The sequence below is a fragment of the Streptomyces pristinaespiralis genome (assembly GCF_001278075.1).
In the GTDB taxonomy this organism is placed as follows: domain Bacteria; phylum Actinomycetota; class Actinomycetes; order Streptomycetales; family Streptomycetaceae; genus Streptomyces; species Streptomyces pristinaespiralis.
Genome location: NZ_CP011340.1, coordinates 212,468 through 226,370, shown reverse-complemented (window position 1 = coordinate 226,370; position 13,903 = coordinate 212,468). Strand labels below are relative to the sequence as shown.

Annotated in this window: 7 protein-coding genes; all 7 read left to right on the top strand. The window is 75.4% G+C overall.

Translation table 11 applies throughout. The annotated features are described in order from the left end of the window. Positions 1 to 5 precede the first annotated feature (5 nt). The 7 genes from SPRI_RS37765 (at position 6) to SPRI_RS00895 (ending at position 13,902) form a co-directional block, all read left to right on the top strand. Complete coding sequence (locus tag SPRI_RS37765) at positions 6 to 1,412, top strand: enoyl-CoA hydratase/isomerase family protein (protein WP_005321846.1); 1,407 nt, start codon at positions 6 to 8, stop codon at positions 1,410 to 1,412. After that, entirely contained in the window at positions 1,409 to 2,467 is a 1,059-nt protein-coding gene (locus tag SPRI_RS37760) for a thiamine pyrophosphate-dependent enzyme (RefSeq protein WP_005321847.1), read from the top strand. Before SPRI_RS37765 ends, SPRI_RS37760 begins: the two co-directional genes overlap by 4 nt. Further along, positions 2,467 to 3,507 carry an alpha-ketoacid dehydrogenase subunit beta gene (locus tag SPRI_RS00915; RefSeq protein WP_005321849.1) on the top strand — a complete coding sequence of 347 codons (1,041 nt, stop codon included), beginning with the start codon at positions 2,467 to 2,469 and terminating at the stop codon, positions 3,505 to 3,507. Before SPRI_RS37760 ends, SPRI_RS00915 begins: the two co-directional genes overlap by 1 nt. Beyond that, complete coding sequence (locus SPRI_RS00910) at positions 3,504 to 4,358, top strand: thioesterase II family protein (RefSeq protein ID WP_078535553.1); 855 nt, start codon at positions 3,504 to 3,506, stop codon at positions 4,356 to 4,358. Before SPRI_RS00915 ends, SPRI_RS00910 begins: the two co-directional genes overlap by 4 nt. Beyond that, the gene (locus tag SPRI_RS00905) at positions 4,355 to 4,573 is read left to right on the top strand and encodes an MbtH family protein (protein ID WP_005321855.1); all 219 of its coding nucleotides are present in this window, start codon (positions 4,355 to 4,357) and stop codon (positions 4,571 to 4,573) included. The genes SPRI_RS00910 and SPRI_RS00905 overlap by 4 nt, the downstream gene beginning before the upstream one ends. After that, positions 4,570 to 5,883 (top strand): aminotransferase-like domain-containing protein, encoded by a 1,314-nt coding sequence (locus tag SPRI_RS00900; RefSeq protein ID WP_005321857.1) that lies wholly within the window; start codon positions 4,570 to 4,572, stop codon positions 5,881 to 5,883. The genes SPRI_RS00905 and SPRI_RS00900 overlap by 4 nt, the downstream gene beginning before the upstream one ends. A 333-nt stretch (positions 5,884 to 6,216) precedes the next feature. Beyond that, positions 6,217 to 13,902: a non-ribosomal peptide synthetase gene (locus tag SPRI_RS00895; RefSeq protein WP_053556621.1), complete on the top strand. Its 7,686-nt coding sequence runs from the start codon at positions 6,217 to 6,219 to the stop codon at positions 13,900 to 13,902. The last annotated feature ends 1 nt before the right edge of the window (position 13,903 follow it).

Below are 13,903 nucleotides of genomic sequence, written 5' to 3'. Positions count from 1 at the left end.
ACACCGTGCGCACACCGACCCTCGCCGCCGAGGCCCCGGCGACCGACGCCGCCCCCGCCGTCCTCCTGCGTGCTCTGCCCGCCCGGCCACCCGCCCTGACCGGCGAGTTCACCAAGGACCGGGCGGCCGTCACCGCCTACCTCGACACCACCATGCGGCTCATCGCCGACCTGCCGCCGCGCACCGAACGCGACCCCGACCGGCAGCGCGACGCGGCCGCCGTCCACGACGGCGCCCACACCCTGCGCCACCGCTTCCTGGCCACCCACGCCGAACGGGTCTACGCCGAACTCACCGACGGCCTCACCCGCACCCCGCGCCTGGACGAACTGACCGCCCTCGCCGCCCGCCACTTCCCCGGCCTGGTCCCCACCCCCGCCCAACTGGCCGACGACGCACGCCACATGCAGCGCAACAAGGAAGGCTGGGAGATCGCCGTCGGCATCTTCTTCCAGGCCGTCCTCAGCGCCCCCGCCGCCGGCAACCACCTGCTGCGCTCCATGCTGCGCCCCACCACCCGCGCCCGGGCCGCCCTGCTGGACTACCAGCTCACCGGCCGCGCCGACCTGGGCATCGCCACCGTCACCCGCCGCGACGGCATCGCCCACCTCGAACTGTGCAACGACGAGTTCCTCAACGCCGAGGACGACGCCGCCGTCGAAGCCCTGGAGACCGGCTGCGACCTGGTGCTCCTGGACCCCGCCAGCCACGTCGGCGTCCTGCGCGGCGCCGCCCAGACCCACCCCGCCCACGCCGGCCGCCGCGTCTTCAGCGCCGGCATCAACCTCACCCACCTCTACCACGGCGACATCTCCCTCCTCGGCTTCCTGCTGCGCCGCGAAGCCGGCTACATCGCCAAGTTCGTCCGCGGCCTGTGCCTCGAGGACGGCACGGGCGACACCGGCGACAACTGGTGGCCCGACGCCGACAAGCCCTGGGTCGGCGCCGTCGACGCCTTCGCCATCGGCGGCGGCCTGCAGATCCTGCCCGTCATGGACCGCGTCGTCGCCGCCGACGACGCCTGGTTCAGCCTCCCCGCCATGGAAGAGGGACTGGTGCCCGGCGTCTCCAACCTGCGCCTGCTGCACCCGGCCGGCTCCCGCCTCACCCGACGCCTCATCTTCTGGGGCCACAAACTGAACGCCCGCGACCCCGAAGCCGCCGTGATCGTCGACGAGACCGCCCCCGCCGACACCATGGACAGCGCCGTCGAACGCGCCGCCCAGCACCTCGACCACCCCGCCGTCGGCGCCAACCGGCGCATGCTCAACCTCGTCGAGGAACCCGCCGACCTCTTCCGCCGCTACCTCGCCCGGTACGCCTACGAACAGGCCCGCCTGCTCCACAGCCCCGCCCTCATCAGCACCCTCGAACGCACCTGGATCAACCGGAACCGCGGCGGATCCCGATGACCGTGCTCGACGCCCCCGCCGCCCCGCCGCCCGCCGCACCGGCCGGCCCGCCGCTGCCCGCCGCGACCGCGCTCGCGCTGTACCGGGCCATGGTCACCGGCCGCGCCTTCGACCGGCAGGCCACCGCCTTCACCCGGCAGGGCCGCCTCGCCGTCTACCCCTCCTCCCACGGCCAGGAGGCCTGCCAGACCGCGTCCGTCCTCGCGCTGCGCCCCACCGACTGGCTCTTCCCCACCTACCGCGAGAGCGTCGCCCTGCTCACCCGCGGCATCGACCCGGTGGAGGTCCTGACCCTCTTCCGCGGCGACCGCCACTGCGGCTACGACCCGCACGCCCACCGCACCGCCCCCCAGTGCACCCCACTGGCCACACAGTGCCTGCACGCCGCCGGACTCGCCGACGCCGCCCGCATGCGCGGCCACGACACCGTCGCCCTCGCCTACATCGGCGACGGTGCCACCAGCGAGGGCGACTTCCACGAAGCCGTCAACTACGCGGCCGTACGCCGCGCGCCCGTCGTCTTCCTGATCCAGAACAACCAGTACGCGATCAGCGTCCCGCTCGCCAAACAGACCGCCGCCCGCACCCTCGCCGACAAGGCCGCCGGCTACGGCGCCGCCGGCGTGCGCATCGACGGCAACGACGCCGCGGCCGTCCACACCGCCGTCGCCCGGGCCGCGCACCGCGCCCGCACCGGCGGCGGCCCCACCGTCGTCGAAGCCCTCACCTACCGCATCGAGGCCCATACCAACGCCGACGACGACACCCGCTACCGCAGCGCGGAAGAGGTCGCCGCCTGGGCGGACAAGGACCCCGTCGCCCGCCTCGAGCACCGCCTCCTCGCCGACGGCGTCCTCGACGAGGACACCCTCGCCGGCATCACCCGCGAGGCACAGGACCTCACCGCCCGCCTGCGCCGCACCTTCGCCTCCCCGCCCCGGCGCGACCCGGCCGAGATGTTCCAGCACGTCTACCACCAGCCGCCGCCCCACCTCAGGTCCCAGGCCGCCCTGCTCGCCGCGGAGACCGCCGCCGCGACGGGGGAGGACGCCTGATGCCCACCGACCCCGCCGCCGCCCGCACCGGCAAGAGCACCGCCGACGGCACCGTCACCATGGCCAAAGCCCTCAACACCGCCCTGCGCGACGCCCTGCGCGCCGACGAGAACACCCTCGTCTTCGGCGAGGACGTCGGCACCCTCGGCGGCGTCTTCCGCGTCACCGACGGCCTGGCCCGCGAATTCGGCGACGACCGCTGCTTCGACACCCCGCTCGCCGAATCCGCCATCATCGGCACCGCCGTCGGCATGGCCATGTACGGCTACCGGCCCGTCGTCGAGATGCAGTTCGACGCCTTCGCCTACCCCGCCTTCGAACAACTCGTCAGCCACGTCGCCAAGTTCCGCGCCCGCACCCGCGGCCAACTGCCGCTGCCGCTGACCGTCCGCATCCCCTACGGCGGCGGCATCGGGGGAGTGGAACACCACAGCGACTCCTCCGAGATCTACTACATGGCCACCCCCGGCCTCACCGTCGTCACCCCCGCCACCGTCGCCGACGCCTACTCCCTGCTGCGCCGCTCCATCGACTGGCCCGACCCCGTCGTCTTCCTCGAACCCAAACGCCTGTACTGGCACAAGGAGAAGACCGGGCTGCCCACCGACACCGGCCCGCTGGGCTGGGCCGCCGTCCGCCGCCGCGGCACCGACGCCACCCTCGTCACCTACGGCCCCGCCCTGCCCGCCGCCCTCGCCGCCGCCGAGGCCGCCGCGGAGAGCGGCCTGAGCCTGGAGGTCATCGACCTGCGCACCCTCGCCCCCTTCGACGAGGAGACCGTCGCCGCCAGCGTCGACCGCACCGGCCGCGCCGTCGTCGTCCACGAGGCCCACGGCTTCGCCGGCCCCGGCGCCGAGATCGCCGCCCGCATCACCGAACGCTGCTTCTACCACCTGGAAGCACCCGTACGCCGCGTCACCGGCTTCGACGTGCCCTACCCCGCACCCCTCCTCGAAAGCCACTACCTGCCCGACGTCCAGCGCATCCTGGACGCCGTCGCCACCCTGGAGTGGCCCGCCCGCCGGACGGCCGCCGCATGAACACCCGCACCACCGGCCCCTGGTACCGCAGCCCCGACCCCCGCCCCGGCGCCACCGTGCGACTGCTGTGCTTCCCGCACGGCGGCGGCACCACCGCCGCCTACCACCACTGGCCCGCCCTGCTGCCCGACAGCGTCGAACTGCACGCCGCCCAGTACCCCGGCCACGCCGACCGCATCACCGAACCCCTCCAGCACGACCTGCACACCCTCGCCGACCAGGCCGCCGCGGCCGCCCGCCCCCTGACCGGCGGCCCCTACGCCCTCTACGGCCACAGCCTCGGCGCCCTGGTCGCCTACGAGACCGCGCTGCGCCTCCAGGCCGCCGGAAGCCCCCCGCAGCGGCTCGTCGTCTCCGGCATGCCCGCACCCCACCTCGTACGCCCCGGCGCCGTCCACCGCGCCGGCGACAGCGCACTCATCGCCGAACTGCGGCGCCTGGACGGCTTCCCCGACGAACTCCTCGCCCACCCCGACATGCTCGACATCGTGCTGCGCACCGCCCGCGCCGACTACGCCCTCGCCGAGACCTACCGCCCCCGCCCCGGCGCCCTCCTGCACACCCCGCTCACCGTGCACCGCGCCACCGGCGACCCGGAGCTCACCGCCGCGGAAGCGGCCGGCTGGCGCGCGGCCACCACCGGACCCGTCCGCGAACAGACCTTCCCCGGCGGCCACTTCCACCTCGCCCACGAGCCGGCACCCGTCCTGCTCGACCTCACCGCCGACCTCACCGCCGACCTCTCCGCCCGCCTCGTCAGCGGCACGTCAGCCCGCCGACAGCCGCCCCCGCCAGCCTGGACGGGGACCACCACACGCCTACCGTCACCGAACACCGGGAGACCGATATGAGCAACCCCTTCGAGGACGCCGAGGGCACCTTTCTCGTCCTGGTCAACCACGAGGGCCAGTACTCGCTCTGGCCGTCCTTCGCCGAGGTCCCGGCCGGCTGGACCGTCGCCCTGCCGGCCACCGACCGCGAGAGCGCCCTGGCCCACATCACCGACCGGTGGACCGACATGCGGCCCCAGAGCCTCATCGACGCCATGAACGGCACGGCGGCGTGACCGCGGGCCTGCTCGAGGCGCCCGGGCTGGCCGCGGCCCCGCTGACCACCGCCGACCTGCACGCCAGCCTCACCGATCCGGCCCTGACCTCGATGACCCTCCTCAACGAGATCACCGGCAACTACCCCCAGGCCGTGTCGTTCGCCGCGGGCCGGCCCTACGAGGGCCACTACGACACCGAGGCCCTCCACCACCACCTGCGGCGCTTCACCCGCCACCTCGAGCAGGACCTCGGCCACAGCGAGGAACAGGTACGCCGCACCCTGTTCCAGTACGGGCCCACCAAGGGCGTCATCAACGACCTCCTCGTACGCCAGCTGCACACCGACGAACACATCACCGCCGACCCCGAAGCGGTCCTGGTCACCACCGGCTGCCAGGAGGCCATGGTCCTGCTGCTGCGCGCCCTGCGCCGCGACGCACGCGACACCGTCCTCGCCGCCGCCCCCACCTACGTGGGATTCACCGGGGCCGCCCGCCTCACCGAAATGACGGTCCGCCAGGTCCCCGAAGGCCCCGGCGGACTCGACGCCGCGGACCTCGCCCGCGCCGTGCGCGCCGCCCGCGCCGAAGGACTGCGACCGCGCGCCTGCTACGTCGTCCCCGACTTCTCCAACCCCGGCGGCGCCCGCATGTCGGAGGCCGACCGCCGCCGGCTGCTGCACGCCGCCGACGAGCTGGACATCCTCCTCATCGAGGACAACCCGTACTCGATGTTCCACGACGGCCAGGGCCGGCCGCCGACCCTGAAGTCGATGGACCGCTCCGGACGCGTCGTCTACATCGGCTCGTTCGCCAAGACCGCCTTCCCCGGCGCCCGCATCGGCTACGTCGTCGCCGACCAGCCCGTCGCCGAGGGCGGCCTGCTCGTCGACCAGCTCGCCAAGCTCAAGAGCATGCTCACCCTCAACACCTCGGCCCTCGCCCAGGCCGTCATCGGCGGCCTGCTCCTCGAGCACGGCTGCAGCATGGAACGAGCCTGCGCCCGCGAGGCCGCCGTCTACCGCACCAACCTGAACGTCCTCCTCGACGGCCTCGCCACCCGCTTCCCGCCCGGCAGCGGCGTCACCTGGAACACCCCCGCCGGCGGCCTCTTCGCCGTGCTGAGCGTGCCGTTCACCGCCGACGAAGCGGCCCTGGAGGAGTCGGCGGGCCGCTTCGGCGTCCTGTGGACACCGATGTACCACTTCTACGCGGGCACCGGCGGCCTGACCCAACTGCGCCTGTCCTACAGCGTGCTGACCCCCGACGAGATCACCACCGGCCTGGACCGCCTCGCCGCCTTCGTCGCCGCCCGCACGCCCCGCTGAAACCCGCCGGCGGGAGCCGGCCCCGGCGGGGCGGGCGCCCGGCCCGTGGCGGGGACGCCCACGGCCGCCGGGCCGCAGGGGGAGTCCGAGGACACCGCGCGAAGCGCGCCACCGCGCCCCGCAAGGGCGGGGAACGGCTGCCCGCGCAACGGACACCGGGCCCCACCGCCCCGGCCCCGGCCACCGGCCGCCCCCGCACCGCGGCCCGCCCCGTCAGCCGCACGTCAGCGGCACGTCGGCGGCCCCCGCCACGCTCGTGCCCGGACGGCGCAGGCCCCGCCGGGCCGGGGCCCGCCCGCGGCAAGCCCTCGGATCCGATTCAGGAGACACCCGATGACCACACTCCAGACCCCAGGCGCGCAGAACCCCGCGACCGCCGGACCGGGGGCGGACGAGGCACGCCGCACACCGCTCACCGAGGAGCAGCTGGGACTGCTGCTCCAGCATCGCGCCGACCCCGCCGCCTCCCCGTACAACGTGCCCCTCGCCCTCGACCTGCGCGGCCCGCTCGACGCCGCCGCGCTCGAGGCGGCGCTCGGCCGGCTCGTCGCCCGCCACCCGATGCTGTCCGCGCGCGTCGCCGACGACGACCACGGCGACGGCCCGCCCTTCCTCGACATCGACCCCGGCCGCGCCCCCCGCCTGGAGCGCCGCACCGCCGCCGACGACGGCGCGGACGCCGGCACGCTGCTCGCCGAGGCCCGCCGCGAACTCGACCTGGAACGGGACGGCGTGCTGCGCGCCGTCCTCCTCGGCCACGGCCCCGAGCACCACACCCTGCTGCTCGTCGTCCACCACCTCGTCGTCGACGGCGAGTCCACCGGCCTGCTCCTCGCCGACCTGCTCGCCGCCTACGAGCACGGGGACGTCCCCGGCCCCGCCCCCGCCGCCTTCGCCACCTACGTCGGCGAACGCGCCCGCGAGGCCGAGAAGGACACCGCCGCCGCGGAGACGTACTGGCGCGAACACCTCGACGGCGCCGACCTGACCGTCGACGTCCCCCTCGACACCCCCGCCGGAGACGACGGGCGCCGCGAGGCGGCCGTACCGCTGGAACTGGACAGCCGGCTCTGGAGTGAGATCACCGCGTTCTCCCGCACCCACCGCGCCGGAGCCGCCGCCGTCCTGCTCGCCGCCTACCTCAAGGCCCTCGGCACGTACGGCCGGCAGAGCGCGCCCACCGTCGGCGTGCCGCTCGGCGCCCGCACCGACCCGCGCTACGACCGCACCGTCGGCTACTTCGTACGCACCCTCCTGGTGCGCGCCCCCGCCCAGGACGAGGACCTGACCGCCGCCGGGTTCGTCACCGGCGTGCAGCGGGAACTGGCCCGCGCCGTCGACCACTCGCGGCTGCCGTTCCCGCGCATCGCCAAACTCGCCCCCCGCACCGGCTCCGGCGCCCCGTTCAACTGCACCTTCGTCCTGCACAGCTGGGCCGACGCCACCGCCGCCGCGACCGACGGCGTCGCACTGCGCGGCGGCCTGCGCGCCCACTGGCGCCAGGACGTGCCCACCCCGGGCCTGGGGCTGCTCACCCTGGAGCTGTACGAGGGCGACGGCCGGCTGCGCGGACGCCTCAAGTACGACGCCTCCCGCATCGAGGCCGCCACCGCCGAGGCGTTCACCGAACACGTCACCACCCTCGCCCGCCAACTGGTCCGCGAACCGGACGCCCCCGTGACCGGACTCGAGGGCATCGGCCCGCGCGCCCGCGCCACCCTCGACCACCTCAACGCCACCGACCACCCCGTCGCCGACACGGACATCGACACCCTGATCCGCGGCGTCGTCGAGGCCCGGCCGGACGCCGTCGCCGTCCGGTTCGCCGACCGCAGCTGGACCTACCGCGACCTGGACGCCCGCATCGAGGCGTACGCGGCCGGGCTCACCGCCCGCGGCGTGCGCGCCGGCGACCGGGTCGGCATCCTCCTGCCCCGCAGCGACGAGGCCGTCGCCGTGATGCTCGCGGTCCTGCGCACCGGGGCGGCCTACGTCCCCCTGGACGCCGCCCACCCCGAGGCGCGCCGCCGCCACATCGCCGACAGCAGCGGCATGCGGCTCGCGGTCGTGGACCCCTCGACGGCAGCGGCCTGCCCCCCGGGCCCGCAGCAGGTGCCGGCGGCCGAACTGGCCCAGCCCGGCACGGCGGCCGCGGTGCGCGGACCGGCCCCCTCCAGCGCCCTGCACATCCTCTACACCTCCGGCTCCACCGGCACCCCCAAGGGCGTCCAGCTCAGCCACCGCGCCCTGGTCACCGATGTGCTCGCCGCGATACGGCACTTCGGCATCGGCCCCGGCGACACGATGCTCCTCAAGGCGCCGTTCACCTTCGACGTCAGCGCCCACGAGATGCTCGTCGCCCTCGTCGCGGGCGCCCGGCTCGCCGTCGCACCGCCCGACGCGGAACGCGACCCCGACCTGCTGGCCGAGACCCTCGACCGGTACGGCGTCACGCTGCTGCACGCGGTGCCCTCCCAGCTCCGCCTGCTCCTGGAGGCGGAGAACTTCGGCGCCAACCGCAGCCTGCGCACCGTCGTCTCGACGGGCGAGTCCCTGCCCAACGAACTGCGCACCGCCTTCGAGGCCGCCCACCCGGCCCGGCTGCACAACGCCTACGGGCCGACCGAGACCTCCTACTCCACGGTCTTCTCCTGGGCCCGCGGCGACGACGCGTTCTGGACACGCCGCGCGGAGGTGCCGATCGGCGTGCCGTTCGACAACATCCGCTGCCACGTCCTCGACGAACACCAGCGGCCCCTGCCGCCCGGCGCGCCGGGCGAGCTGTGGATCGGCGGCGGCACCGTCTCCGACGGCTACATCGGCGACCCGGAACGCACCGCCGACCGCTACCGCACGCTCGACCTCGGCGGCCGCACCGAGACCGTCTACCGCACCGGCGACCTGGTCCGGCTGCTGCCGGGCGGCACGCTCACCCACCTGGGCCGCCTCGACGACCAGGTGAAGATCAACGGCAACCGGGTCGAACTCGGCGAGGTCCGGGCCGCGTTGCTGTGCCTCGACGGCGTCGAGGACGCCACGGTCCAGGCCGTCCGCCACACCCACGGCAGCCTCCAGATCGTGGCCCACGTGGTGGCTCCGGCGACGGACACGGCGGCGATCCGCCAGGCCCTGAAGCCCCTGCTCCCGTCCCACATGCTCCCGGCCCGCCTCCACCACGTCCCGCGCATCCCTCTCCTGCCCAACGGCAAGACCGACCGCCAGACCCTCGCCCGCCTGACCACGACGGCGGACGCCCCGGCGCCCGCGCCGGTCGCGGACGCCACCGTCCTGCCCACGGCGGGTGGTTCACCGCGGGAGGCGGTCACGGCCGCCGTCGACCGGGCGGCTTCGGCCGCCACCGCCCCGGCCCCGGCGCCCGCGCCGGCCCCGGCCGCCCACACCTCGCCCACAGCGGGTGGTTCACCGCAGGAGGCGGCCCCGGGCGCCGTCGACCGGGCGGCCATGGCGGCGGGGACCGCCCCGGCGTCCGCGCCGGTCGCGGACGCCACCGTCCTGCCCACGGCGGGTGGTTCACCGCGGGAGGCGACCCCGGGCGCCGTCGACCGGGCGGCTGTGGCCGCCACCGCGCCGGCCACGGCAGACGCCCCGGCCGCCGACACCCCGCTCGCATCGGGTGGTGCACCGCTGGAGGCGGCCACGGCCGCCACCGCCCCGGCGCAGCCGGTCGTCTCCCGGGCCCCCGACGGGGCCGGTGAGCCGGTGCCGGCCACCTCGCCCACGCCCACGCCCGCGCCTTCGGCGCAGGTGCTGGAGCGCGTGCGCGGCGTATGGGCGGAGCTGCTCGGGGACGCCGGGGACCAGGCGCAGTTCTTCGAGGCCGGCGGGGACTCCATCCTCGCCATGCAGCTCGTGTCCCGGCTGCGCCGCGCCGGGTTCACGCTCGCCATGCGCGACATCTACCGCAACCCCGTCCTGGCCGACCTCGCCGCGCACCTCGGCGCCGGGGTCCCGGACGCGCCGCAGGCCGACGAGAGCGGCGGCGACGGGACCCGGCCCGCCGCGCGGGCCGCCGGGCCGGTGTCACCGCTCGCGCCCGTGCAGTCGTGGTTCTTCCGGCACATCAGGACCGACCTCCACCAGTGGAACCAGTCCGTCCTGCTGGAGCTGAACGAAGCCGTCGACCCCACCGTCCTGCGGCTCGCCCTGCAGTCGGTCGTCGCCGCGCATCCCGCCCTGTCGGCCCGTTTCGACGAGGACCCGGACGACCCCGACGGCCCCGGCCGGCTCATGGTCCGCGCGGCACCGTTCACCGCCTACCCGGCACGGGAGGTGCTGTGGGAGCGGGACATCACCAGCGACCCGGAGCTCGACCGGGTGATGGAGGACCTCGAGCGCAGCCTGGACCCGCTGCGCGGCGTGCATGTGCGGGCCCTGCTCGCCCACGACCGGCGTTCCCCGGACGCCGCCCCGACCCATCTGCTGATCGCCGTCCACCACCTCGTCGTGGACGGGGTCTCCTGGCGCATCCTGCTGGAGGACCTCGAGCACGCCCTCGCCTCCCTCGCCGACGGGGCCCTGCCCGCCCTGCCCGAGGAGGCGTGCCGCTACGAGGACTGGGTCGCCTCACTGCCCGCCGTGGCCGCCCGGCCCGGCGAGGCCGACTACTGGCGCGCCCTCGCGGCGGCACGTGCCGAGGCCCAGACCCTGCTGCTGACCACGCCCGCGCCGGACGAGGAGCACATCCGCCGGGTCGAGTTCAGCCTCGACGAGGAGGCGACCGCCCGGCTCATCGGCCCGCTGCCGCGCCGGCTGGGCCTCCAGGTGCACCAGGTGATGACGGGCGCGTTCGCGCAGGCCCTCGCCCGCTGGCGGGGCAGCCGCGCCGTCACCTTCGACGTGGAGACCCACGGACGGCACGGCCGCGACGAACTGTTCCGTACCGTCGGCTGGTTCACCTCCATCCACCCCGTCGTCCTGGGCGCGGACCGCTCCGTGCACCCCGAGCAGTACCTCGCCCAGATCGGCGCGGCGCTGACCGCCGTACCGGACGGCGGCGTCGGCTTCGGCGCCTGCCGCGAGTTCTCCCCGGACGCCGGGCTGCGCACTCTGCTGCGTGACCTGCCGCCCGCCCTGGTGTGCTTCAACTACTACGGTCAGGCCGACCAGTTGAGCCCGAACGGCGGTTTCCGTATGTCGGGCCGTCCCATCCCGCGCGAGCACTCCGCCCGCTGCGAGCGCGTCTACGGCATCGAGGTGTACGGCATCGTCCACGGCGGCCGCCTGCGCATGGGCCTGACCTGGGTGCCGAGCCCGGCGGACGGTGTGGACGAGGCCGGCGTCGACGCGCTCGTGGAGCAGATGAGCTGGGTGCTGGCCACGCTCGCGGGCGCCGACCCGCACGCCGTGACCCCGGCCGAGATCACCGCGCCCGGCGCCACCGGCCCCGCCCCGCGCCCCGCCCGTCCCACCGCCCCTCCCGCCGTCCTCGCCCACAGCGGCGACGACGGGAGCGACCACGGCGGCGCCGGGGACGGCCCCGGGACCGTGCCGGTCACCCCCCAGCAGCACGGCCTGCTCCTGGACGCCCTCGCCCACCCCGGCACCGGCCGCTACGTGGAGCAGCTGTTCTGGCGCTGGCACGGCCCCCTGGACACCGACCGGTTCACCGCCGCCTGGCAGTCGGTGTTCGACCGCGAGACCGTGCTGCGGGCCTCCTTCGACTGGCAGGACGAGCCCTGCCTGGTCCTGCACGACCACGTCACCGCCGAGGTCACCCGCCACGCCGCGGGCCCCGCCGGCCCCGCCGACTTCGACGCGCTGATGGAACGCGACCGGCTGCGCGGCTTCGACCTGCGCACCCCCGGACTGCTGCGCGTCACCCTCGTCGACGACCCGGCGCCCGCCGACGGCCGAGAGCCGCTGTCGGTACGGATCCTGCTCACCTTCCACCACGTCCTGCTCGACGGCTGGAGCGTGTCCATCCTGCTCCAGGAGTTCTACCGCGCCTACCTCGCCGGCGGTGCGCTGCCCGGCGGCGAGCGGCGCCCCGACGTGCGCGACTACTCGCAATGGCTGTCCGAGCAGGACACCGCCCCCGCCCGGGAGTTCTGGTCCGACGCCGTCCCGGCCGCCGCGCCCGTCGTCCAGCCCGCCATCCCCGGCCCGGCGACCGGCCAGAGCGGCTCGGGCCGTGCGGAGTGCCGGCTCAGCGCCGCGGAGGCCGACCGGCTGCGCGCCTGGGCCGCGGCCCGCGCCGCCACCGAGTCCAGTGCCCTGCAGGCCGTGTGGGCGCTGCTGCTGTACCGGGCGGGCGGCACCAGCGGCCCGGCGCCGGTCGGTTTCGGTGTGACCGTCTCCGGCCGCGGCATCGCCCTCGACGCGGTCGAGCGGCTGCCCGGGCTGCTGATGAACTCGCTGCCCATGACCATCCAGGTCGACCCCGGCCACAGCCTTCCCCGGCTGCTGACGGAACTGCGCGACCAGGCTCTGGACATGGCGGCCTACGAGTGGGTCTCCACCGGCCAGATCCACGAGTGGAGCGGCCGCAGGCCGGGCGAGAAGCTCGTCGAGAGCCTCATCGTCTTCGAGAACTACCCGCGCTCCTCCGGCGACCTGGAATCCGCCCTCGCCGCCCAGGGCATCCGCGTCGAACTGCCCGACGCGGCCGGCTCGCAGACCGCGTTCCCCGTCACCCTGCTCGCCTACCGCGACGTGGACGGCAGCCTGGTCCTCGCCGCCGTCCACGACCGCGGCCGGATCGCCGACGCCGAGGCGGAGAAGCTGGTCGCCCAGTGCGCCCGGCTGCTGCGCGAACTGCCCGCCACCGACGACGAGGCCACCACCGTCGCCGACGTGCTGGCCACCGTCACCGACGCGGACCTGCCGCGCATGGCCGAACGCTCCGAGCAGCCGGACGACACCGGCGAAACGCCCGCCGACTGGCCCGAGGGCCCGGAGGCGGACTTGGTCAGGCAGGCGTGGCAGACCGTCTTCGGCACCACCGACGTCGACCCCGGCGAGCACTTCTTCGAAGCCGGCGGCCACTCCCTGCTGGCCATGCGGCTGCTGCGCGAGATCAGCCTGCGCACCGGCCGCACCCTGCGCCTGGACGAACTGCTCGCCAACCCCCGGGCCGGCATGCTCGCCCGCCTCCTCGCCGAGACCCCGCACGACGGCGCGGACGCCGACGGCGCCGCATCGGTCCTCGTACCGCTGCGGCCCGCCCGGCAGCCCGGCGCCGGCACCGTCCACCTCGTCCACCCCCCGGGCGGTCAGGTCGCCTGCTACGCGCAGCTCGCCGCCGGCTACCCCGGCCCCGAGGCGCTCGTCGGCATCCGCGACCCGCGCGTCGACGACCCCGAGCCCGAGTACCGCTCCACGGAGCAGCTGGCAGAGCACTACCTCCAGGCGCTCGCCCCCGCCCTGGAATCGGGGGAGCGGATCGTGCTGGGCGGCTTCTCCGGCGGCGGCGTCATCGCCTACGAGATCGCCCAGCGGATCACCGCGCAGGGCGGCACACCGCCGCTGGTGGTGATGGTCGACGCGGGCGCGCCGGACGGTGAACTGACCGACGCGGAGGCCGACGGCTCGTTCGCCGGTCAACTGCGGGCGGTCGCCGAAGGCCGCACCCCCGACCCCGCGTCCACCACCACCGACCCCGAACCCCCCGCCACGGACGACGACCGGGCCGCCGCCACCGCGGAGCCCGCCGGGTCGGCCGCCTACCTCGCCGAGATCTCCCAGATCGCCGAATGGATGCGCGGCGACGGCGGCGGCGACCTCGTCGCGCTGATGCGCGACAGCGTCGAGGCGATCCAGCGCTACCGGCCCTGCTCCTACGCCGGTCCCGTCGTCGTGCTGCGCGCGGGGGACACCAGCTTCGGCAAGGGCACCGACTACGACGAGAGCGACCGGTTCCACGGCCGTCCCGGCCTCGGCTGGGAGGACCACGTCGAAGACCTCACCATCCGGGTCGTGCCGGGCAACCACGTGACCATGCTGACCGGCGACAACGTGCGCAGCCTCGCCCGGATCCTGGCGTCCGCCGTCAAGAACTGAA